We start from the raw sequence: 21,704 nt of genomic DNA on the forward strand, positions 1-21,704 counted from the left end.
CAATTGAAATTAAGATTATGAAGAAGATCATTTTATCAGCAGCCTTTTTAGCAGTAGCAGGATTAACCGCAGTGAAAGCAAGTGAAGTAAAACAACCCGTTCAGATGGTAGCTTACCAGGACAGTACTACCAAAACCCCGGTTGAATTGAAAGATCTTCCGGAGGCGGTTCAAAAAACACTACAATCTGATCCGGTAAAAGCATGGACACCTACAGCAGCATTTCTGGTAACCAATGCCGACAAAACGTCGTATTACCTGATCAACGTTAAAAAAGAAGCCGAAACAGGTTCTATTAAAATAGATAAAGACGGAAAGATTGTGCAATAAAATTTAAGATTTATTTGCACAATTCAAATTAATCTGTACATTTGTACCCGAGAGCGTTAATTTAACGGGGTAAGCTTTAGGGCCTATCCCCGTTTCTTTTTTGATATTATTCTGATTACCGCACAAAGACAAATTCTCCTATCAGTTTATTTATTTCGTTTATGGTAATATTTCTGCTTGACTGCGCCATGAGTCCGCTTTGAGTCCGCCTTTTTCAATTAAAAAGGCGGACTCAAAGCGGATTAACTGTTAATTAAATGCGCAAGAATCTCGGGAACAAACAAGGCGCTGTCCGAAATGTATAGAGACTTATACTATTCTACCCAGTTCTGATTCGTATTGTTTTAACACATCAGCAGGCACGCCTGTCCACTTATTCGGTGTATTGCCTGCATAACCCAGGTCTTTCACGCCCATTTCACTGGTAAAGAAGCCTGAGGCCGTCAGACTGCGCATTAGTGTAAAAAAGGCCACCCCCTGCTCCATTCCCCGTTTTGCTTTTTTAGGATACGCAATGAGGTCTACCATTTCTATCTGTTGTGCTGCACTTGCATCTTTAAATGGCTTCTGAAAACGGTTCAGGCATTGCAGGTCCAGCCATTTTAAGCCACCCCGCATGGGCAGTTGGTGTTCCGGCATGTCTTTTACAATAAATTCTATAAACTCCGGGACTTTTGCCTCGGATGCACTGCCGGATTTGTCGTCTTTTGGAATAATGATATCTGCCAGTACGGTAATAGTGGCCATTTCATGTGCGCTGAAGAATTTTTCCGCTTTTAGCTTTTTATCTCTGGCAATTTCAAATTCCTGCCGCCCAGGTTCTGCTACTGTTTCTGTAGTTGCGCCCGATTGATCGGTGCCTGGTTTGCAGGCATCCAGCAATACCGCTGTGCTTAATGTCGTCAGGCCTAATATTTTGAGTGATTCGCGTCTGTTCATGTTTAAATGTTTTGCTTTTTTTTCTGATCTAAAATATACTCGGCAGTCCGCATAGACAAAGCCAGGATTGTCCAGGTTGCATTTTTATCTCCCTGCTGCACAAAAGGGGCTGCATCTACCACAAAAAGGTTTTTGCATTCGTGTGCCTGGCACCATTTGTTGAGCGCGGAAGTTTTAGGGTCATCTCCCATTCTTACTGTACCTACCTCATGGATGATTTTACCCGGTGCTTCCAGTCCGTAATTGGTTTCTGGTCCTGGTATATCCGAGGTGATGATCGCACCCATAGCATGCATCATCGCCTGGAAGGTTTCCTGCATGTGTTTAGCCTGTTTGATTTCTTCATCGGCCCATTTGTAATGAAATCTTAAGACCGGGATACCATATTTATCGACCACTTTTGGATCAATTTCGCAGTAGTTACTCGCTTTGGCAAGTGCAGTTCCTCTTCCGGCCATGCCCACACCGGTTCCGTAGAAACGGCGGTAATCATCTTTCAGGCTGGCACCATATCCACCGGCTTCTTTCATTTTTCCATTTCTGTCGGGAACCATTCCGTTTAGTTTAGGGGCTCCACCACCAAAACCATAGCTAGGCATACCCATACCTCCCCAGTATTCGATGTGGTAACCGCGCGGGAAATCCAGTTTCTTATTGTCGAGCCACCATGGCGAATAAATGTGAACACTGCCCACACCGTCTTCATTGTAACGTTTTCGGTCCATGAGCTGAGGCAGGAAGCCACTCAGACTGGCTCCTGTGGAGTCATGAAGGTATTTTCCGATAACCCCGCTACTGTTTGCCAGGCCATTTGGGTGAGCGGTAGATTTCGAGTTTAACAACAACCTGGCCGATTCGCAGGCGCTTGCACCCAGAATCACCACCTTAGCATTAACCTGGTATTCCTGCATGTCGAGCGTATTTACGTAAGAAACCCCTGTTGCCAGTCCGCGTTCATCTGTAAGTACCTCCCTTACCATGGCATTGGTAATAACGGTTAAGTTTCCCGTTTTTACTGCCGGGATAACCAGGCAGGAGGAAGCGGAGAAATCGCCGTAAACTTTACAACTCCTGCCGCACTGTCCGCAATAAAAGCAAGGGGCGCGGTCTTTATTGCCTGGTAAGGCCTCCGTTAAAACAGAGCCCCTTCCGGGAATCACTTTAACCCCTGTTTTTCGGGCAGCCTTCGTTATGAACAGCTCGTTAAGCCTTGGTTTAGGTGGCGGGAGGAATATCCCGTCAGGCTCGCTTTCAATGCCTTCTACAGTGCCATACACACCGATCAGCCGGTCTACTTTATCGTAGAACGGTTTTACATCGGCATAGGTGATCGGCCAATCGTCTGTTAGGCCGTCTTTACACTTAAAATCGTCTGGTCCCATACGCAAGGATATGCGCCCCCAGTGATTGGTACGCCCACCCAGCATCCTGGAGCGGAACCATGCAAATTCGGTTTTATCTTTCTGCGTATAGGGCTCTCCATCTAATTCCCATCCTCCGTAGGAGGCGTCAAAATCGCCAAAAGGCCTGGTTGTCCCGGCTCCTCTTCGCGGCGATTCCCAGGGCCATTTTAATTGCTGGGCATCGGTTCTGGGGTCAAAATAAGCGCCTGCTTCGAGCATTAGTACTTTCTGACCTGCATTGGCCAATACATACCCCGCCATTCCTCCTCCTGCACCCGAGCCTACAATAACGGCATCATATTTAACTGTTGATTTTTTAATTTGAAATTCTTTCATTCTTGTGTTTTGGTAATTGGTTGATGTAATTTATGGATTTTTTGCAACAGTACATTTTATTTGTATATTTTTACACGCACACAAAACGACTAACCTATTTAATGCAGTTTAAACCATTTACCTGGCAGATAGCCTGGGATTATCAGGCGTTCCGTATCAAATTCATTTTAGGAATGCTATTGCTTGTTGCTATCCTGATCTTCATCCCTCATTTCTTTTTGCGTATTGAAGCAAGGGAAGGAAAGGTATTGAACGATTGGGTACTGGCTGTTATCCCGGCCCTTGATGTTTCTACTTATATATTTGTTGTTATTTATGCAATAGTTGGCCTGATGCTGTACAGGATGTCTAAGAACAAGGTAATGTGTCTTACAGCGCTGTGGGCCTTTGTTTTTCTCTGCAGCGCACGTATGATCAGCATTACGTTGATACCCCTTAATCCTCCTGCAGGGATCATTAATCTTGCTGATCCCTGTTCAATTTTCTTTTACCGGTCTAATGTCATCACAAAGGACCTTTTCTTTTCCGGGCATACAGCGACTGTTTTTTTAAGTGCGCTTTGTCTGGAAGCAAAGCGTGATAAGCTGATTGCTTTTATCGCTACGGGAGTAATTGCTGTTTTGTTATTGATACAACATGTTCATTATACTGCAGATATTGTGGCAGCGCCTCTTTTTACCTGGTGTTGTTGGTATTTGGGAAAATCTGTTGCTAAGCTATAAATCAGACATAAAAAAAGGAGACCATTTCTGATCTCCTTTTTTTATGCAATGTGTCTCTTAGAATACTTTAAATCCAACAGATAAATTAAATATCCCGGTTTTTTCATTCAGATCTTTATTGATTTTGGTTAAGCCCCGGCTGTATCTTGCATCGATGGTCAGGCTTCCTATATCAACTCCTGCATTGATCACTCCTCCTGCGTTGAATTTTTTGTAATCGAAACCGCTTGGTCCCTGCGCTTTGTTAAGGGTATAGCTCAGATCAGGGCCTGCTGAAACCCGAAGGTTAAGCGCTGCTGTGTTTATCAGTTTATAACCAACCATTAGCGGTAGATTCAGCTGATTGAATTTTGGCTTATACGTATTTGAGGCATAATTATAAGCACTCTTAAATGTGACATAATTTAATTCGGGCTGAAAGTACAGTGTTTTACCTACCCTGGCAAATGCACCCAGATTATAACCAACCTTTCCTTTTTTGTCTGTTACTTCTTTAAAGCTGGTTGGTAGCGTAGCATAGTTTAAGCCCGCTTTAAGGCCAAATGTTAAGCCTGTGTCCTGTGCTTTAACTGCGCCAGCTGTCATAACCATAACAGCGATCATTAAATAAAACCTGTTTGTTTTCATACTTTTTCTCTTTGAATAATTGATCATTTGTTTTTTGTGATTTGTTAGTGTGACAACCTGATTTGTTTTTACCCCTACGTGATAGAAAAAAATAATTGGAATAACTATTTTGGATTCTCTAAACAGAACAAAGATGAAAGTGAACTATGCTGGAAAGGCTAACAATGAAGAGATCAGACAACGGTTTGATCGGGATGTAGAACGGTTTTCAAATATGGATACCGGGCAGCTCACCACCCTCGATGCTGCGTTAACAATGGATTTGTGTACAGATGCTGCATTATACGTAAATGCTGATGCTAAAGAATTGCTGGATATCGGTTGCGGCGCCGGGAACTATACGCTGAAAATGCTCAGTAAGATTCCTGATCTTAATTGTACGCTTAACGATCTTAGTTTACCGATGCTTGAAAAAGCAAGAGCACGGGTGTTACCTCAAACCAAAGGAACGGTTAAGATTATGCAGTTGGATATGCGTGAACTTGTCCTGCCCGATAATTATTATGATATTGTACTGGCAGCTGCTACACTTCATCACCTAAGGGATGAGGAAGATTGGGAGCGGGTATTTCAAAAAGTGTACAACTTGCTGAAGCCAGGTGGCAGCTTTTGGATATCAGACTTGGTTAAACATGACGCCCCACACCTGGACGATCTGTTTCGAAGGAAATATGGTGATTACCTTGAAACATTGGGAGGTGTGGAATATAGGGATAAAGTCTTTGACTACATTGATTATGAGGATACCCCGAGATCTGTTGATTTCCAATTGAACCTAATGCGCAAAGTAGGTTTTCGCGAGTCCGAGTTATTACACAAAAACCTATGCTTTGCGGCATTCGGTGGTATAAAATGAGAGCTACAAATATTTTTTATTTAGCAACTAAAGGGAGTTTTTGCTCCCTTTAGCACTAAATATATAAGAGAACGCATCAATATCTTTTTCTATTACTTTTTTAAAATTCCTGATACAGTTTCTGCATCAGGAATTTTATGTTTTCATAGGGATTTTGACTAAAAGTATAAAAGAATGAAATTAAGTCCAATTATATTACACCAACATGCAGTTTTCCTTGGTGAATGATAGTAATTACGTGGTGAATGAAAATGAATACCTGATGGTTAGGTTTATAAATTATGCTTTTACTTCTAATTAAATTAACTTTGCTAACAAGCAAGATTTTATGGAGGGCAAATTAAACTGCGTTATTATTGATGATGAGAAGCATGCCGTTGACCTTTTGGCCGACTACATCGATGCCATGCCCAGTTTGAATTTGGTTAAATATTTCACCGATCCGCTTAAGGCGCTGATGGATATCACTATTGAAGACAATATCGATATCCTTTTTATGGATGTAGATATGCCTGGAATGACGGGACTGGATCTATCGCTGGCCATCCGGTATAAAACGAAATACCTTGTTTTTACCACTGCCCATTCCAAATACGCAATTGACGCCTTTGGGGTACAGGCAAATGAATACCTGTTAAAACCCATTTCCATGCCTAAGTTTGCCTTGATGATCAATCGGCTGCTGAAATCAGAGCTTCAATTGAAAAAGGAAGATAAATCTGAAGACTTCTTCTTTATCAAGACCGATCAGATCCAGAAATACGTAAAAGTTAACTTTAAAGATCTGGTTGCCGTAGAGGGATTGAATAATTATGTTAAAATTCATACGGTAGCCGATATTTATGTGGTTTATTTGACAATGAAAGAATTGGAACTAAAACTGGAGGGAAACAGTACTTTCATACGCGTGCAAAGGTCATTTATCATTTCGACAGACCATATCAATAAGGTTGAAGGTGCTACAATTACGTTGAACCATAAATTGGAGGTGCCGCTTGGGACCACTTATAAAAAGCAGTTTTTCACTTTTATGGAGAAGAAAACACTGAGATCCACCAGAGGTGTTCCTGAATGATTTCTTAATTTCATTTTTTTTACTGAAATTATTGCTGATTTGAACGCAATAAGAGGAATTACATGCAGAGACGACTTTATAACATCAAATGAAAAACCAGGTAAAAGAATATATATATTTTTTTAAGAACTATCGTATTCACTTTATTGCCTGGTTCTTTTTCATATTTTATGAGATTGTAATCAGTGGTTTCATCAGAGGCTCATTTGCCAGCTTTGGCAATTATTTTCTGTTTTACGTCCTGAATGTAGGCTTGTTTTATTTTCATGCACATGTAATTATGCCGGCTTCGAGGCCCAATACCAAACGCAGCCTCTGGCTTCTTCCTATGCTGATTGTTATAGAGGTGGCGTTTTATGTATCGCTTACCATTTTCCTTGCAGATTTTTTTCAGAATGGCGGCAGGGTTTCACTTGCAGCTTTTAATAATATAGCCATAGGAAACGGCGTTTGGAGAACGATTTATTTTATTCTTTTTTCTACCGGTTATTATTACCTGATGAACTACCTCAAAGAAAGGAAAATTGCTCAGGAATCTGAAAAACAACGCTTGCTGGTTATCATTGAAAACTACAATGCGAAGGAAGAGCTCATAAAATCGCAGCACGCGCATTTAAAAGCGCAGATCAATCCTCATTTTCTTTTTAATACGTTGAGCTTTATTTACGCGCACGCCCGAAAAACTGCTCCTGAAGCAGCAGAAGCAATAATGACCTTATCGGAGATTATGCGGTATGCCATTCAGGCCGACGATGAAAGCGATTTTACCAGCATTATGCTTGAAATTGAGCAGGTAGAGAACCTCATTAAACTGCATCAGATCAAAGCTGAGCATAAATTCAATATCCTGTTCAAGTACAACCCTAAAGAACTCACAGAAATCCAGATCATACCGCTGGTGCTGGTTACCCTGGTAGAAAATATGTTTAAGCATGGTGATCTCGTGCTTGAACATCTGCCTGCTATTATCAGCATTAATTTAACCCAGCAGGTGCTGATCATCGAAACCCAGAATCTGATCAATATAAATGCAAACCCTACCAGTCATCACATCGGTCTGGATAATATAAAAAAGAGGTTGCAAATTGTGTATGGTCAGAAAGCTTTTTTGAAAACCAGTAAAGGAAAAAATAATTATTTTAATGTAATGCTGAGTATTGACTTGAATTAAGGTATTGTTGGATCATAATGGTTTAAATAAAAAAAGCCTTCTCTATATTGGAGAAGGCTTTTTCTTTGTTTATTGATATGGAAAATCCTTAAGATTTTGGATTCAGTGCGGTATTGATGCGTACCAATAGATCCTGTAAATGGAATTTGCTCATACCCGTTGCAGCTGGTATCGCAGCGCGGATGTCTTTTGCAAGGATGCTCAGGTGGGCACGACCAACACTTGAAACATCAGAACTGGTTGGATCGGCAACCCTCATACCAGGGAAAGAAGCCCCACCAGCAGCCGGAGCCGGAGCAGAGATCAGTTTGATCATGTTGTCTACATAGGCTTTCTGAAGGTTTCTTCTGTAAACATCTATGTTTTTGTGCGAGCTCAATTCTGACCAGATCCCAGATTTAAGGTCGCTGAACAGGTTGAAGGCTGTGTAGGCCTTGTTTCCGTTCAGTGCTTCATCATTGATCAGTTTGCCAATTGTATTTGCATTCTGCAATCTTGCCAAAGTACTTTTTTGTGTGCCTTGAAAGATATCAACCGGATTGATGCCGGTGCGCTCGATTAATTCTTTGTTGATTAACCATGTTGGGGTAGCAAACAATTGTGTATTAAGGAAGGTCATTGCCTCTTTCTGCGTAGCAAAAGGAACCGGCTGGAACATCCCACCTTTTTCTTCAACTGTTTTAGGGCTGGTATAGATACCACCTACATTTTTCGCAACGTGGCCCATATAACGGCCGTATTGACCTACTACTTCGCCATAAAGGGTTTTTGCATTCTGATAGCTTTCGTTAGGTTCTTTGCTCCAGGTAAGAATGTTTGGTAAGATCCTTTTCAGGTTTTTGATGCCGTAGGACGAGGCAAGCATAGCATTATCGCCCAGGTCTTCATTCTGGTTGCGCGGATCGTTAGGATCGCTCTCAGTACCAAAAGTAAGGCGTTTGTTTGCACTGATCCTTTTGATAATGGTTTGGTTTGAATAGGCAGCTTCCTCTTCAGGGGTATTGAACTCAGGCAGCCATTTGTATCCCCATTCGATTGCCCACAGATCATAATCTCCTATTCTTGGGAATATGCCTTTGGAAGTGATATTATCTTCCGGCTGCGCCACATAGTTGAAACGGGCGTAATCCATAATAGACGGGGTATGACCATTTTTTTCTACCCATTGTTTGTCCCTCAGCTTTTCTACCGGAACGGTTGCTGATGATCCAAAGTTGTGGCGCAAGCCTAAAGTATGTCCTATTTCATGCGAAGAAACAAAACGGATCAGCTGTCCCATTAATTCATCATCAAATTTCATTTTTCTGGCTTTTGGATCGATGGCAGAGGCCTGGATGAAATACCAGTTCCTTAACAACTGCATTACGTTATGGTACCAGTTGACATGTGTTTCCAGAATCTCGCCGGTGCGTGGGTCGTGTACATGCGGCCCGCTTGCATTAGGAATATCAGAGGGTTTATAAACAATGGCATTGTGCCTTGCATCATCGATGCTCCAGTTTGGATCTTTTGGTGCTTCTTTGGCAACAATTGCATTTTTAAAACCTGCTTTTTCAAAGGCAGCCTGCCAGTCGTTCACACCTTGTACCAGGTAAGGTACCCATTTTTTCGGTGTAGCCGGATCAATATAGTAAACGATCTGTTTCTTAGGTTCAACCAGTTCGCCTCTTTTGTATTTTTCTACATCTTCCGGTTTAGGTTCCAGGCGCCAGCGGGTAATCAGCGACTGGTTTTTTACACCCTGAGGATTGGCATCAAAATCAACATACCCAGTTGCAAAATAACCAACACGCGCATCAAAGAACCTTGGTTTCATTGGTTTTGCCGGAAGCAATACCATAGAGCTGTTCAGCTCGTAGGTTGCTGGTGTGGATGATCCACCGCCGCCACCCATCATTCCTGGTGCTTGTGGAGGGGTTTTCATATAGGTTTTCAGTGTCCTTACCTCGATGTTCAAAGGATAGGCTTTGATCTCTTTGATGTAACTGCGATCTGCCATTTGTCCGCCTAACGACAACCCTTTTTTTGTACCTGAGTCAAAAAAGAAAATGTCGTTATCGCTGTTCATGTAATCTGTAACATCGATTACTGTTCCTTTAACTCCTGAAATGGAATCTTTAGCAAATGCTTTGACATCAAATGATGCAACCAATGGCTGAATATTAGAGCTCATAACCGATTTGTACATCCCCTGATCGGTAGTATCTTTAGCACGCTCGCTATAAGAAATGCTTTTTAAGAAAACTTTATTGTTCGGTCCTTTTTCGAAGCTGATTACGTTATCGCCGATGTGATCACCTCCATAGCCCATCATTTGAGCGCGGTTTCCTGCAGCGGCTTTACTGATCCTGTTTACAGTCAGGATCTCCCGTCCGAGTAAGGAATCCGGAATTTCAAAGAAATAACGGTCTTCCACAAAGTGAACTTTAAACAGGCCCTTGTCTGTTTTTGCTTTAGCGGTGATGACCTGATTGTAAGGTTTTGGTCCTGTTGAAGAGCCTCCCGGGCGGTTCATCGCATTTGGATTGGCCGCCGGAGGTGTAGCAACCGGAGTTGGTGTTTTAGGGTTCCTTTTTTGAGCAAAGCCCTGATAGCCGGCACAAAACAGTACCAGTGCAATCAAACTTAATTTCTTCATTTAGATTATTGATTTAAAAAGATAGTTTGGTGTGTATGTTGTGTCATTCAATCTATTAAGAAAGAACAATGTTCTTTCTTAATAGATAATTGTATTATTTTTTTCCTTTATAGGCATCTACACCACTTTGCAGGTAAGCAGCATATTCTTTGGCATCGAATATGGCGCCCTGTGGTTTTACCAGAGGAACCAGGTCATGTCCGGCCAGCACATATAAAGGCTGGGCGTTTGACCCGTATTTTGTAGCCTGAAAATCAAGGTTCCAGTAACCCAGATCGTCAGTCTTGCGTTTCAGTATTTCAGAATAATGGATCTTGCCCGGCTCCATTTTGATGTTGCGGTCGTCTGCATACAACTGGATCAACACGTATTCTTCTTTGATCAACCTGCCTACCTCTTTGTCTATCCAGACCAAGTCTTCCATTCTGCGGCAGTTCACGCAGGTATGACCGGTAAAATCAAGCATCACAGGTTTGCCTACTTCTTTGGCATAAGCCAGACCTTCTTCCAGTTCAAAGAATACTTTGAAACCTACTGGTGGTTTTAAGGATTCACTGTACTTCACTTTTGCCGGGAAACCTTTGGTCCCTGCAACCGAAGGGCCGCTACCGCCTGCAGTCAGGATAAAATCCTGGGTATTCATTGGCGGCGCCAGTCCGCTCAGCACACTTACCGGTGCACCCCATAAACCTGGTACCATGTATACGGCAAAGGAGAAAGACAAAATGGCAAAGAACAAACGTGGTACCGATACATAAGGCACATCACTGTCGTGCGAAAACTTGATCTTGCCCAGTAGGTAAACACCCATCAGCACAAAGATCACGATCCACAGTACCAGGAAGATCTCACGGTCGAACCACTCCCAGTGCCAGGCCAGATCGGCAGAGGAAAGGAATTTTAAGGCCAAAGCCAATTCCAGGAAACCCAGGCATACCTTTACACTGTTTAACCAGCCGCCCGATTTTGGCATGCTGCTCAAAAAGCCAGGGAAGATGGCCGACAAGGTAAATGGCAGCGCCAAAGCCAGTGAGAAACCAAACATCCCAATGGCCGGGCCCAGCAGCTCTCCTTTTGAGCTGGCATCTACCAGTAAGGTACCGATAATAGGTCCTGTACAGGAGAAAGAAACCAATGCCAGTGAGGCTGCCATAAAGAAGATCCCCAGCAAGCCTTTGCTGTTATCGGCTTTGCTGTCTATTTTATTGACAAATGAGCTGGGCAGGGTAATTTCGAAAGCCCCGAAAAATGAGATGGCAAATACCACCAGCAAAATAAAGAACAGGAAATTGAACAATCCGCTTGCACTCAATGCATTCAATCCGGCCGAACCAAAGATCACGGTGATCAGCAATCCGAAAGCCACATAAATAACAATGATGGACAATCCGTAGATCAGTGCCTGACCGATCCCTTTACCTTTGCTGCCTGCCCTTTTGGTAAAGTAGCTGATGGTAAGTGGTACCATCGGGAAGATACATGGCATCAGGAAGGCCAGAAAACCACCTACAAGACCGGCAATAAAAGTTTCCCAGAGGGTCTTTGATTTTTCAGCCGATGGTGCTGCAGCTTTGGTATCCGCCTTAACGGTGGTAGTATCACTGCTTACACTGTCTTTCGTTGTGTTTGCAGGGGCCACAGCTGCTGTATCAGCAGGGGCTGCATCGGATGATATCTCTGTAAATTCCAGGTCAGACATCGTTGTATCGGCTTCTTGTGCCCATACAGCGCTGCCCGTACCCAGGAATATAAAAAGACCAATGACAAGTGCTTTCACACTTGTCAAATAGTTACCTGAAATCATTTCTGTTTATTTTACAGGAATAGAGAATTCAACAGTTTCTGGAGGGAGACATTGAGAATCGTCACACACCATATACTCCAGTGTTCCTTTTACAGTAGCATTTGCTCCTGTAAGCTTTACTTTCTGCTGGAAAATAACTGATTTTTCGAAATAGCTTACGTTCATGTCAAATGATTTTTCAAATTTAACAATCGGTTTTGGCTCAGTTGTTTTACCAACAGGACTATAAGCCTTGGATGATGCGAATTTAAAACTTGTTTTTACAGGTCCGCCATCAGCCATGTACTGCGAATAAAGGTGCCATCCTTCATCGATTGTAGCTTTCAGGAACAGTGTAGCTTCAGTTTTTGAAGTTTTCTTTGCAGCATAACTCCATTTCACAGGTTTCAAAATTTGACTACTTGCGGTAAGGCTAAATAGCAATCCAACGGTCAACAAGATTAGGTTTTTCATTTTTATTGTTTTTTTATGTGTTAGCAAACTTATGTATTTCCGGTAATACCCTGGTTAGTCTGAATTGTAATTTAAATGATATCCCTTCAAAATATTACACGGAAGATACAGTATTGACGATAATTTACGCTTTTGGTTTAAACAGATGAGCTTTTAGGTGCATATTATTTTGAAGGGGCACCCAGAATTTCCTTCAGGCTTTTGTGTAACTCCTCTCCTCTCAGATTTTTAGCAATAATTTTCCCGTTAGGATCTATGAGCAGATTTTGTGGGATTGACCTGATGCCATACTGTTTGGCCACCGCATTGTTCCATCCGTTTAAATCAGACAATTGTGTCCAGGCCAACTGGTCTTTTTCAATGGCAGCAAGCCATGCGTCTTTTTTACCCGGATTATCTAATGAGATTCCCAGTACGGTGAAATTTTTGCCTTTATACTGGTTGAAAGCACTTACCACATTAGGGTTTTCAGCGCGGCATGGACCACACCATGAGGCCCAGAAATCGATCAATACGTATTTTCCTTTGAATGAAGCAAGTGACACCGGCTTATCATTTACATCATTCTGGGTAAATTCAGGGGCCATTGCGCCAACTGAAGTTGCACGTGCGGCCTCGATTTGCTTGGCAAATGCCAGTCCCGCCGCACTTTTACGTAAGCCGTCTGACAAGCCTTTAAAAACAGGTTCCACTTTAGTCACATCTATGCTGCTTCCTGCAGTCTCTGTTAAGGCAACCAGGCTAAAATATGAGGACGGGTTTTCTTTTATGAATTTTGATTGCAATGCTTTTTTCTCGGCAGCAGCTTTTCCGTAACGTTCCTGCAAGGATTTTTTAAATTCAGGATCATTTCTCTTTTCTTCCGATGCTGCACCATATTCTGTGTCTATAGCCTTCATTAATTTGTCGGGCCCACCGATAAATGCATTGTAAGCAAGGGCTTCCTGATTAATTTTTGAGCCACTGATCTTCGCTTTTTTTACTGAATCTGCCGCATCAACGGAGATGGTTCCATTGTCTACATACAGGGAAAGCATATCTGCAGATCTTCCCAATTTACCAAGTCCTACCCCTTTGTGGTCCAGAATCAGGCGGGCACTAACAGGACTTGCAACATTACCTGTAAATTGAAAAATACCATTGTTAACCGGAACAGAATCCATTACATTTTTACCATCCATTCTGTAAGTTAAAAATGCTTTGGCCGGGGCATTAAGCCCTGAGATTTTTCCTTTTAAAGTGAAAGCGGGGCTCTGAGCCGATGCAATTACTGGAGCAAGCATCAAAGCCGCTATTGTTAGTTTTTTCATTGTTTTTTGTAAGATCCGTTTAGTTATCTGTTGCAAACATATCATTTTTTCAATAATTCAAAATCCCGATGATTTCTATAGAGCATACGGAAAGAACTATGATTAACAGGCAAAACCAGGACTGTCAACCTTAGCTACCTGCTCATTTTTTTATTAACTGGCATTTTTTTGGTTTCAGGGTCCTGGTTTTGAAGCACAATTGTTACTGGTTTCGGGCCGGTAACAATTGTGTGATGCGCAATAAATCCCCCTTATAATCCCCCTCCAAGTGTCCGGTAAAGTTCTACGGCTGCATTCAACTGTGCTGTTTTGATGGCTGCCAGTTCCAGTTCGCTTTGCAGGGAATTGCTTTGAGCATTGATGACTTCAAGATAAGTGGCCATTCCGCTTTTGAACAACAAGCCCGCATTTTGAACTGCCTGCTGCAAAGCGGCTACCCGGGCTTTGGAAATGTCGTATTGCTGCTGTAGTTTTTCTATTTTGATCAGTTCATCAGAAACTTCAGAAACAGCATAAAGTACCGACTGGCGGAATTGGATCACACTTTTTTCGCGCTCTATTTTAGCCAGCTCATATTGAGTTTTCAGTTCCCGTTTTTGAAGTAAAGGCTGTGTAATCCCTCCTGCTATTACTCCAAATAATGAAGCTGGTATGTTGAACCAGTTGCTGGCTTTAAATGAGTTGAGCCCGCCACTTGCTGTAATATTTAAGGAAGGGTACATATTTGCTTTAGCGACCCCAACCCGGGCATTTGCAAGTGCCAGTGCCAGCTCGGCACTTTTTACGTCGGGTCTTCTGCTTACCATTGCCGAAGGGAAACCAGCCGACAGCTGATCAGGCAAAGCGGCTTTTCCAAGGCTGGCGAGCCGGGCAACACTTGCTGGTAAACGACCTGTAAGTACACTCAGGGCATTTTCCTGGATGGTGATGTCCTGCTGTAAACGGGGGATCAGCTGTGCCGCAACCAATTGCTGTGCTTTTGCCTGCTGTATGGCCAGTGAAGTCACCTGTCCGGCATTAAACTGCATGGTGATGATATTTAATGTGCTGTCGTTTAATGCAAGGTTCTTTTTAGCGATGTCCAGTTGCGCATCCATCATCAGCAATCTGTAATAGCCCTGGGCAACGTTGGCCACCAACCTGGTCTGAATCGCTTTTCTGGCTTCTTCAGTCTGGAGATAGGTGGCCAATGCCGCCTGTTTCCGCCCTTTTATTTTACCCCAGATATCTGCTTCCCAGCTTAAGCCAAGGTTTGCATTGAAATCTTCGATATGTGATGTTTTTAGAAATTCACTGGTACTAAGTCCGTTAACACTATTGTCTGATGGTCTGCTTGAACTGGCTGTAACCTGAAGGTTTAACTGTGGTATATTGCCTGACTTTGCTTGTTTAAATAACTGCTGTGCGGATTCAATGTTCTTCAGCGCAAGCTGAAGGTCGTAGTTTTTAACCAGTGCGGTATCAACAAGACGTTGTAATTCCGGTTCTGTAAAAAAATCACGAATTGCGCGTGTTGCTATACTTGCTGAGTCAGCATCTTTTGCATCTCTGAAATTTTCAGGAACAGCCGTTTTAGGTAACTGGACGTCTTTTGATACTTTACATGCATTAAGCAGCAGTACGACTAGTAATGGTGCCAATACATTGAGATATGGTTTCATGTTTTATATGTTTTAAGAATAAATAATATCTGACTCTACCTTTACAGCTACGGGCTGATGATCTGAACCAGCTGTGTCTTGTTTTCCCTTTACTTTTTCCTGCAGGTACTGGAATACGACAAACAAGACAGGAATGATGAACAAGCCCAATACTACACCGGAAAGCATCCCTCCGGCAGCACCGATACTAATGGAATGGTTACCCTGTGCTGAAGGACCAGTAGCTATACTCATTGGAAATAAACCAACAACGAAGGCCAGAGAAGTCATAATAATTGGCCTTAACCTCAATTTGGCAGCTTCCAGAGCGGCTGCAATCAGTGTCTGGCCTGCCCTTCTTCGCTGTACAGCAAATTCAACAATAAGAATTGCATTTTTGGCAAGTAGGCCGATGAGCATGATCAAAGCCACCTGAACATAAATGTTGTTTTCAATTCCGGTTAAACCTATGGCTACAAATACCCCGAATATACCGGTAGGAATAGAAAGTATCACAGCCAGTGGAAGGATATAACTCTCGTATTGAGCAGCTAACAGGAAATATATAAACAGCAGACATAACATAAAGATAACCACAGATTGTCCGCCAGATGAAATCTCTTCCCTTGTCTGGCCAGAGAATTCATAGGCATAGCCGGCCGGTAGCTGCTGGGTTGCCACCTCTTCTATCGCCTTGATTGCATCACCTGAACTGAACCCAGGTTTAGGGATTGCATTTACCTGTATGGAATTGAACAGGTTATAGCGTGATGCTGTTTCTGAACCATACACACGTGTTAATTTTACTAGCGTTTTGATAGGAACCATTTCACCTGCTCTGTTCTTAACAAATACTTTATCAATTGAAGATGGGTCTGCCCTGTCGTTCACATCGGCCTGGACTACCACCCTGTAGTATTTTCCAAAGCGGTTAAAATCGGAAGCCTGGGCACTACCAAAATAGGTTTGCATAGTTTGGAGAATGTCCTTAACACTTACCCCAAGCTGATCGGCCTTTTCGTCGTTCACCTCCAGTTGTAATTGCGGGTAATCTGCTTTAAAGCTGGTAAAAGCAACGGCGATTTCTTTGCGTTTCATTAATTCTCCGATAAAGTTATTGGCAATACCGCTGAACCTGTCGAGTTTTCCTCCTGTTTTATCCTGGAGTACCAGGTCCAGTGCTTCCACATTACTGAAGCCGGGAACGGTAGGGAAACTAAACACAAAGAAACTACCTCCCGTAATGCCGGCCAGCTTGCCCCGAACCACATCCATGATGGCATTGATGTCTTTTACATCGCCTCTTTCTTTGGTTGGTTTCAGCAACACGAAAACCACGGCAGCAGAAGGGCTCGTTGAATTCGTGAGCAGGTTAAAACCTGGAAGGGAGGTCACAAAACCTGAGGACTGCAAAGCTTTCAGTTCCGTTTCGGCCTGTGCCATTACTTTTGAAGTCCCATCCAGCGAAGTTCCGGAAGGTGTTGAAACAGCAATTGCGATAAAGCCTTGATCTTCTGTAGGGATGAAGCCTGATGGTGTTGTTTTTACCATCCAGATGGTTCCCAGTGTAATGATTGCCAGTCCACCAAGACTGACCCACTTATTCCTGATCAGGAATTTGAGCCCTCCCAGGTATCTGTTGGTAAGCGAGTTGAAACTTCTGTTAAAACCGGTAAAAAATCTTTCTTTAAATCCGGTTTTTGCAATTATGGGGCCTTCATTTGCGTGAGTGTCCTTTAAGAAAAGTGCAGCCAGGGCGGGACTTAAAGTTAAGGCATTGACAGCTGAAATCACAATTGCAATAGCCATAGTAAACGCGAACTGTCTGTAGAATACGCCGGTTGAACCTTCCATAAAACCAACAGGAAGAAATACAGCGGCCATTACCAGCGTAATGGATACAATTGCCCCCGTGATTTCATGCATGGCTTCTGTGGTAGCCGCTTTAGGTGAGAGCCGTTTGTGTTCCATTTTGGCATGAACGGCTTCTACCACCACGATGGCATCGTCGACCACAATACCAATGGCAAGTACCAATGCAAAGAGTGTTAAGAGGTTAATAGAGAATCCGAACAGCTGCATGAAGAAGAAGGTGCCCAATATGGCTACCGGTACCGCAATTGCTGGGATCAGTGTAGATCTGAAGTCTTGCAGGAATATGAATACAACAATAAAAACCAGTATAAATGCTTCGATCAGTGTGTGCTGCACCTGTTCTATGGATTGATCGAGTGCTACTTTGGTACTGTAAAAGATGTTTTGCTTGATACCATCAGGGAAGTCTTTCGCAGCCTTCTCCATAAGCTTATTGATGGAGACCTGAATTTCATTGGCATTGGTACCCGCCAATTGAATAACGCCTATTACTATCCCCTTTTTTCCATTCAGGCGGGTAAGACTGGAATAAGAATAAGCACCAAATTCGATTCTGGCCACATCTTTAAGCCGTAATATAGAGCCATCTGAGTTGGCACGTATGGCTATATTTTCGTATTCCTCTGGTTTGGATAATTTACCTTTGTATTTGATTACATATTCAAATACTTCTTTGCTCTTTTCTCCAAATCTGCCTGGGGCAGCCTCGAGACTTTTATCCTGAATGGCGGCCATGATTTCATTGGGTGTCACCTTATAGGCCGACATCTGGGTAGGATTAAGCCAAACGCGCATGGAGTAGTCTTTGACACCGCCAAATATACTTGCGGCACCCACACCAGGAATCCTTTTTATTTCCGGTATGATGTTGATCTGGGCATAGTTGGCTACAAATGTCTGATCGTATTTGCTTTCATCCTCTGTATACATACCGATAGCCATAATAAAGCTGTTTTGTTGTTTGGCTGTAATGATACCCTGTTGTACGACTTCGGCAGGGAGCTGACTGGTGGCCTGCGCTACCCTGTTCTGCACGTTTACCGCTGCCTGATCGGGATCTGTGCCCAGCTTAAAGTAAACCGTTATGGCAAGCGAACCATCGTTACTTGCTGTTGAGCTCATGTAGCTCATGTTTTCGACCCCATTGATGGATTCTTCAAGAGATGGGGCTACCGACCTCAGCACAGTTTCGGCATTGGCACCCGGATATACTGCTGTTACCAACACAGATGGTGGTGCGATATCCGGAAATTGTTGCAGAGGCAGTTTAGTTAAGCCCAGTACGCCGAGGATAACCAGTAAAATGGAAATCACTGTGGCTAGTACGGGACGCTGTATGAATATTTTAAACATTGTATTGAGTTTTATTGGTTAATTTAATCTGGCAACTTTATTTGCTGGTTTTTCCGGACGGATCTCCTGACCTTCCTGCAGACGGTCAAGTCCGCTCAACACAATCTGGTCCCCGCTTTTTACCCCCTCTTTAACCAGGTAATTTGTACCGCTTTTGCCCATAATTGAGATGGGCATTTTTTTCACTTTATTGCTGTCTGCTACCGTAAATACAAATATTTTGTCCTGCATTTCAACGGTGGCCGATTGCGGTACGATCAAGGCATTTTTGTGTTCCATACTGATGCGTATTTTACCAGTATTTCCAGAACGTAACAGTCCCTGAGCATTTGGAAAGCTTGCCCTCAAGGTAATTGCCCCGGTTTGTTTATCAAACTGCCCGTCTACCATGTCAATTTTTCCTTCCTGAGGATAAACGGATTGATCGGCTAGCACAAGCGCGACACCAGGTACATTTTTAATCCGCTCTGTGAGTGTTTTACCGCTGTATTTGGTATTGAAGTCGATAAAATCATCCTCGCCTAAGGAGAAATATACACGTACTTCGTGAACATCAGACAGTTGGGTTAAAGGCGCAGTATCTGAAGGAGACACTAAGCTTCCCTGTTTTTTAGGCAATAAGCCGATATAGCCACTAACGGGCGCTTTGATGATTGTATAGGCAAGGTTGATTTGAGCTGCTGCAACCCCTGCTTTGGCCTGTGCAGCGTTTGCTTTTGCAATCTGAAGCGTCGCTTTTGCAGTTTTCAGCTGCACATCGGAAACCACTTTGTTCTGAACAAGCGGAATTAATTTGTCGACCTCCAGTTGTGCGTTCAATATTGCGGCTTCTGCGGCACTGAGGCTTGCCTTAGCTGTATTTAATGCCTCACGAAACGGCAGTTCATTGATTTTAAATAAAGGCTGTCCGGCAGCTACATATTGGCCTTCGTTGATGAATACCTTGTCGAGTGCACCTGCAACCTGAGGCCTTATTTCGAGATCAGCAGCCCCCTGAATGGCGGCAGGATATTCGAGAAAGGTAGTTTCGGAGCTTTGACTGACTGTAGATACAGGCAATCCTGGTACCGGAGGTGCTGTAGCCTGCGGCTTGTTGCCTGAACAGGCGTATATAAGCATTGTAGCTAAAAGTAAAGCGGTTGTTTTCATAACGATATTAGGTAATTTAACAGTGTTAAGTGATTGAGGGTAAGAGAATTTATATTTCATGTCATTTAGTTTAAAAGTTTATGATATAACGTGTATAAGTAATTTAACGGTGTTAAGTAGATGTTAACAAAAAAAGGCTTTAGTATTAAAAGCCCCTGATCTGCTTTTTAATCATTGATGTATTTTATAATTCCTTTTAAAGCATCTTTTAATATATGCTGATTCATTGCTTCATCTCTTCCTTTGTTGACCAGGTTTATGGAGATTAACCCATGCACAATTGACCAGAAGGTATAGTACTTTCTGCACACCCTGTTTTCTTCAGGACTTTCACCTTTCATCAGATCTTTAATGGTATCAAAAAAGAGATTGTCTAAAAATTCAATTTCTGGCATTGATTTCTTTTGATCACAACAGACCATATCTACACCATACATGAGCTGATAAAATTCTTTGTATTTAAAAGCAAAGTTCCAATAGGCAATCCACATGGCTTCAAGCTGGTCTGCAGTGTGCTCCCGGGCTTTTTTTGCTGCTTTGACTTTTTTACCTAAAATAACATACCCCTGCCTTGTAAGTTCAAGGAGTATTCCATCTTTATTATGAAAATACTCGTATATGATGGGTGCAGTATATTCAATCTTATCTGCAATTTTTCTCATGCTTAATGCCTGCCAGCCCTCTTCTTTAACGATCTTTAAGGCAGCATCGAGGATATTTGTCCTCGTGTCTTCTTTAAGCCTTTGTATACGTTCTTTACTTCCCATTACATTTAATTAAGATGTATAAATAATCTAACACCGTTAAGCAAATTTATGAACACTTATCAAAGTCCGTATCATTCATTTGTCAACTTCTATCCATGATCTATTTAACATGCAGATATTCAATATTTTAAATCTTTATGATCAAGAAAAAAATTAACAGTAGGAGTTTATGGGTTTATAATTGCAAATTTGTATTTCTATTAACTAGGAATGCGTATGAACAACAGCGTCACATTAAGAGATATTGCCAAAGCGCTAAATTTATCTATTTCTACAATCTCTAAAGCATTAAATGATAGCCATGAAATTGGTGCAGAAACCAAACAAAAGGTTTTGGATTATGCTAAAAAGCATCATTATTCTCCCAATAGAATGGCAAAAGGTTTAAAGGAAGGTAAAAGCAGGTCGATAGGCGTTGTGGTATGTTCACTTGACAACAATGTCATTGCGCAGATGCTCGATGGCATCCATAAGGCCAGTACTGAAAAATCCTACCAGATTATCATTATGCAGAGCAAGGAGTCGGAAAAGCAGGAAAGTGCATGTATAGAGCTGCTGTATGCTGGCGGAGTAGATGGGATTCTGATCTCCCCTGCTTATGAAACCATTAATTTCAGTTACCTGGTTTCCTTGCAGGATGCCGGTTTGCCGATTGTACTTTTTGACAGGCTTGTTGATCAGATCAACACACATAAGGTTGGTGCGGATAATTTTAAGGGGGCATACGACGCAACCAGGCACCTGATTGATAATGGCTATAAAGACATTGCCCATTTAAATACGAATACCATATTGAGCATTGCCACAGATCGTTTGAATGGCTATAAACAGGCCCTGGCAGATAGCGGGATTAAGTATCGGCCAGAGCTGTTGCGTTCCTGTAATTATACGGACACCAATAAACTAAATGAAGATCTGGAACAGGCCATTAAATATTATATGGGGCTAAAAGACAGACCGGATGCAATTTTTACAGCAACAGATCAGATCAGCACGAGGTGTTTGATGCTCCTGAATAAAATGGGCTATAAAATCCCGGAAGATGTTGCCTTAATAGGATTTACAAATACGGAGCTTGCCGATGCGATGAACCCACCTTTGAGTACGGTACATCAACCGGCTTTTGAGATCGGCCAGTTTGCCGCGGAAAAATTGATCGCTATGATTGAAGGAAAAAGGCTTGATGAAGGCTTTGAGACTGTGATGTTGCCTACAAATATTAAAGTAAGGGCCTCATCACAGTCTAAAATTTAGTGA

17 protein-coding genes are annotated in these 21,704 nt (G+C 42.5%); 6 read left to right on the forward strand and 11 right to left on the reverse strand.

The features are described 5' to 3' along the window. Positions 1-17: 17 nt before the first annotated feature. Complete coding sequence (locus tag ABIE26_RS06795; protein ID WP_310138635.1) at positions 18-329, forward strand: hypothetical protein; 312 nt, start codon at positions 18-20, stop codon at positions 327-329. A 309-nt stretch (positions 330-638) separates the two neighbouring features. Here the strand turns inward: ABIE26_RS06795 and ABIE26_RS06800 are convergent, their stop codons facing one another. Next, positions 639-1,268 (reverse strand): gluconate 2-dehydrogenase subunit 3 family protein, encoded by a 630-nt coding sequence (locus ABIE26_RS06800; protein ID WP_310138632.1) that lies wholly within the window; start codon positions 1,266-1,268, stop codon positions 639-641. Positions 1,269-1,270: 2 nt separating this feature from the next. Next, entirely contained in the window at positions 1,271-3,007 is a 1,737-nt protein-coding gene (locus ABIE26_RS06805; protein WP_310138630.1) for a GMC family oxidoreductase, read from the reverse strand. Between the two features lie 101 nt (positions 3,008-3,108). On the opposite strand from ABIE26_RS06805, the gene ABIE26_RS06810 reads away from it, so the two are divergent. Continuing rightward, positions 3,109-3,729, forward strand: a complete 621-nt coding sequence (locus ABIE26_RS06810; protein ID WP_310138628.1) for a phosphatase PAP2-related protein — start codon at positions 3,109-3,111, stop codon at positions 3,727-3,729. Positions 3,730-3,786: 57 nt separating this feature from the next. On the opposite strand, the gene ABIE26_RS06815 is transcribed toward ABIE26_RS06810, so the two are convergent. Continuing rightward, the gene (locus ABIE26_RS06815; protein WP_310138626.1) at positions 3,787-4,356 is read right to left on the reverse strand and encodes a porin family protein; all 570 of its coding nucleotides are present in this window, start codon (positions 4,354-4,356) and stop codon (positions 3,787-3,789) included. A 133-nt stretch (positions 4,357-4,489) separates the two neighbouring features. On the opposite strand from ABIE26_RS06815, the gene ABIE26_RS06820 reads away from it, so the two are divergent. The 3 genes from ABIE26_RS06820 to ABIE26_RS06830 all read left to right on the forward strand — a co-directional run bounded on the left by ABIE26_RS06820 (position 4,490) and on the right by ABIE26_RS06830 (position 7,458). Beyond that, positions 4,490-5,212, forward strand: a complete 723-nt coding sequence (locus tag ABIE26_RS06820; protein ID WP_310138624.1) for a class I SAM-dependent methyltransferase — start codon at positions 4,490-4,492, stop codon at positions 5,210-5,212. Positions 5,213-5,540: 328 nt separating this feature from the next. After that, a complete protein-coding gene (locus ABIE26_RS06825; protein WP_310138623.1) occupies positions 5,541-6,287 on the forward strand; it encodes a LytR/AlgR family response regulator transcription factor in 747 nt (248 codons plus the stop codon). A gap of 88 nt (positions 6,288-6,375) precedes the next feature. Next, complete coding sequence (locus ABIE26_RS06830) at positions 6,376-7,458, forward strand: sensor histidine kinase (RefSeq protein ID WP_310138621.1); 1,083 nt, start codon at positions 6,376-6,378, stop codon at positions 7,456-7,458. Positions 7,459-7,546: 88 nt separating this feature from the next. On the opposite strand, the gene ABIE26_RS06835 is transcribed toward ABIE26_RS06830, so the two are convergent. From ABIE26_RS06835 to ABIE26_RS06870, 8 genes are all read right to left on the reverse strand, one after another. Beyond that, complete coding sequence (locus tag ABIE26_RS06835; RefSeq protein WP_310138619.1) at positions 7,547-10,096, reverse strand: zinc-dependent metalloprotease; 2,550 nt, start codon at positions 10,094-10,096, stop codon at positions 7,547-7,549. Between the two features lie 94 nt (positions 10,097-10,190). Next, entirely contained in the window at positions 10,191-11,900 is a 1,710-nt protein-coding gene (locus ABIE26_RS06840) for a protein-disulfide reductase DsbD family protein (protein ID WP_310138617.1), read from the reverse strand. Between the two features lie 6 nt (positions 11,901-11,906). Beyond that, entirely contained in the window at positions 11,907-12,353 is a 447-nt protein-coding gene (locus ABIE26_RS06845; protein WP_310138614.1) for a protein-disulfide reductase DsbD N-terminal domain-containing protein, read from the reverse strand. Positions 12,354-12,517: 164 nt separating this feature from the next. Then, entirely contained in the window at positions 12,518-13,663 is a 1,146-nt protein-coding gene (locus tag ABIE26_RS06850) for a redoxin domain-containing protein (RefSeq protein WP_310138612.1), read from the reverse strand. Between the two features lie 251 nt (positions 13,664-13,914). Next, a complete protein-coding gene (locus tag ABIE26_RS06855) occupies positions 13,915-15,324 on the reverse strand; it encodes an efflux transporter outer membrane subunit (RefSeq protein ID WP_310138610.1) in 1,410 nt (469 codons plus the stop codon). Positions 15,325-15,336: 12 nt separating this feature from the next. Further along, positions 15,337-18,531: an efflux RND transporter permease subunit gene (locus ABIE26_RS06860; RefSeq protein ID WP_310138608.1), complete on the reverse strand. Its 3,195-nt coding sequence runs from the start codon at positions 18,529-18,531 to the stop codon at positions 15,337-15,339. Positions 18,532-18,549: 18 nt separating this feature from the next. After that, positions 18,550-19,680 carry an efflux RND transporter periplasmic adaptor subunit gene (locus ABIE26_RS06865; protein WP_310138606.1) on the reverse strand — a complete coding sequence of 377 codons (1,131 nt, stop codon included), beginning with the start codon at positions 19,678-19,680 and terminating at the stop codon, positions 18,550-18,552. 167 nt (positions 19,681-19,847) lie between these two features. Then, complete coding sequence (locus tag ABIE26_RS06870; RefSeq protein ID WP_310138604.1) at positions 19,848-20,447, reverse strand: TetR/AcrR family transcriptional regulator; 600 nt, start codon at positions 20,445-20,447, stop codon at positions 19,848-19,850. A gap of 216 nt (positions 20,448-20,663) precedes the next feature. Between ABIE26_RS06870 and ABIE26_RS06875 the strand changes: the two genes are divergently transcribed. Further along, the gene (locus ABIE26_RS06875; protein WP_310138601.1) at positions 20,664-21,701 is read left to right on the forward strand and encodes a LacI family DNA-binding transcriptional regulator; all 1,038 of its coding nucleotides are present in this window, start codon (positions 20,664-20,666) and stop codon (positions 21,699-21,701) included. Positions 21,702-21,704: the final 3 nt, after the last annotated feature.

Source organism: Pedobacter africanus, assembly GCF_040548825.1.
Taxonomy (GTDB): Bacteria; Bacteroidota; Bacteroidia; order Sphingobacteriales; family Sphingobacteriaceae; genus Pedobacter; species Pedobacter africanus_A.

Bases quoted from the DNA above. Each gene is read 5' to 3' on its own strand.
- ABIE26_RS06795 (WP_310138635.1), top strand. From the start codon at position 18: ATGAAGAAGATCATTTTATCAGCAGCCTTTTTAGCAGTAGCAGGATTA.
- ABIE26_RS06800 (WP_310138632.1), bottom strand. From the start codon at position 1,268: ATGAACAGACGCGAATCACTCAAAATATTAGGCCTGACGACATTAAGC.
- ABIE26_RS06805 (WP_310138630.1), bottom strand. From the start codon at position 3,007: ATGAAAGAATTTCAAATTAAAAAATCAACAGTTAAATATGATGCCGTT.
- ABIE26_RS06810 (WP_310138628.1), top strand. From the start codon at position 3,109: ATGCAGTTTAAACCATTTACCTGGCAGATAGCCTGGGATTATCAGGCG.
- ABIE26_RS06815 (WP_310138626.1), bottom strand. From the start codon at position 4,356: ATGAAAACAAACAGGTTTTATTTAATGATCGCTGTTATGGTTATGACA.
- ABIE26_RS06820 (WP_310138624.1), top strand. From the start codon at position 4,490: ATGAAAGTGAACTATGCTGGAAAGGCTAACAATGAAGAGATCAGACAA.
- ABIE26_RS06825 (WP_310138623.1), top strand. From the start codon at position 5,541: ATGGAGGGCAAATTAAACTGCGTTATTATTGATGATGAGAAGCATGCC.
- ABIE26_RS06830 (WP_310138621.1), top strand. From the start codon at position 6,376: ATGAAAAACCAGGTAAAAGAATATATATATTTTTTTAAGAACTATCGT.
- ABIE26_RS06835 (WP_310138619.1), bottom strand. From the start codon at position 10,096: ATGAAGAAATTAAGTTTGATTGCACTGGTACTGTTTTGTGCCGGCTAT.
- ABIE26_RS06840 (WP_310138617.1), bottom strand. From the start codon at position 11,900: ATGATTTCAGGTAACTATTTGACAAGTGTGAAAGCACTTGTCATTGGT.
- ABIE26_RS06845 (WP_310138614.1), bottom strand. From the start codon at position 12,353: ATGAAAAACCTAATCTTGTTGACCGTTGGATTGCTATTTAGCCTTACC.
- ABIE26_RS06850 (WP_310138612.1), bottom strand. From the start codon at position 13,663: ATGAAAAAACTAACAATAGCGGCTTTGATGCTTGCTCCAGTAATTGCA.
- ABIE26_RS06855 (WP_310138610.1), bottom strand. From the start codon at position 15,324: ATGAAACCATATCTCAATGTATTGGCACCATTACTAGTCGTACTGCTG.
- ABIE26_RS06860 (WP_310138608.1), bottom strand. From the start codon at position 18,531: ATGTTTAAAATATTCATACAGCGTCCCGTACTAGCCACAGTGATTTCC.
- ABIE26_RS06865 (WP_310138606.1), bottom strand. From the start codon at position 19,680: ATGAAAACAACCGCTTTACTTTTAGCTACAATGCTTATATACGCCTGT.
- ABIE26_RS06870 (WP_310138604.1), bottom strand. From the start codon at position 20,447: ATGGGAAGTAAAGAACGTATACAAAGGCTTAAAGAAGACACGAGGACA.
- ABIE26_RS06875 (WP_310138601.1), top strand. From the start codon at position 20,664: ATGAACAACAGCGTCACATTAAGAGATATTGCCAAAGCGCTAAATTTA.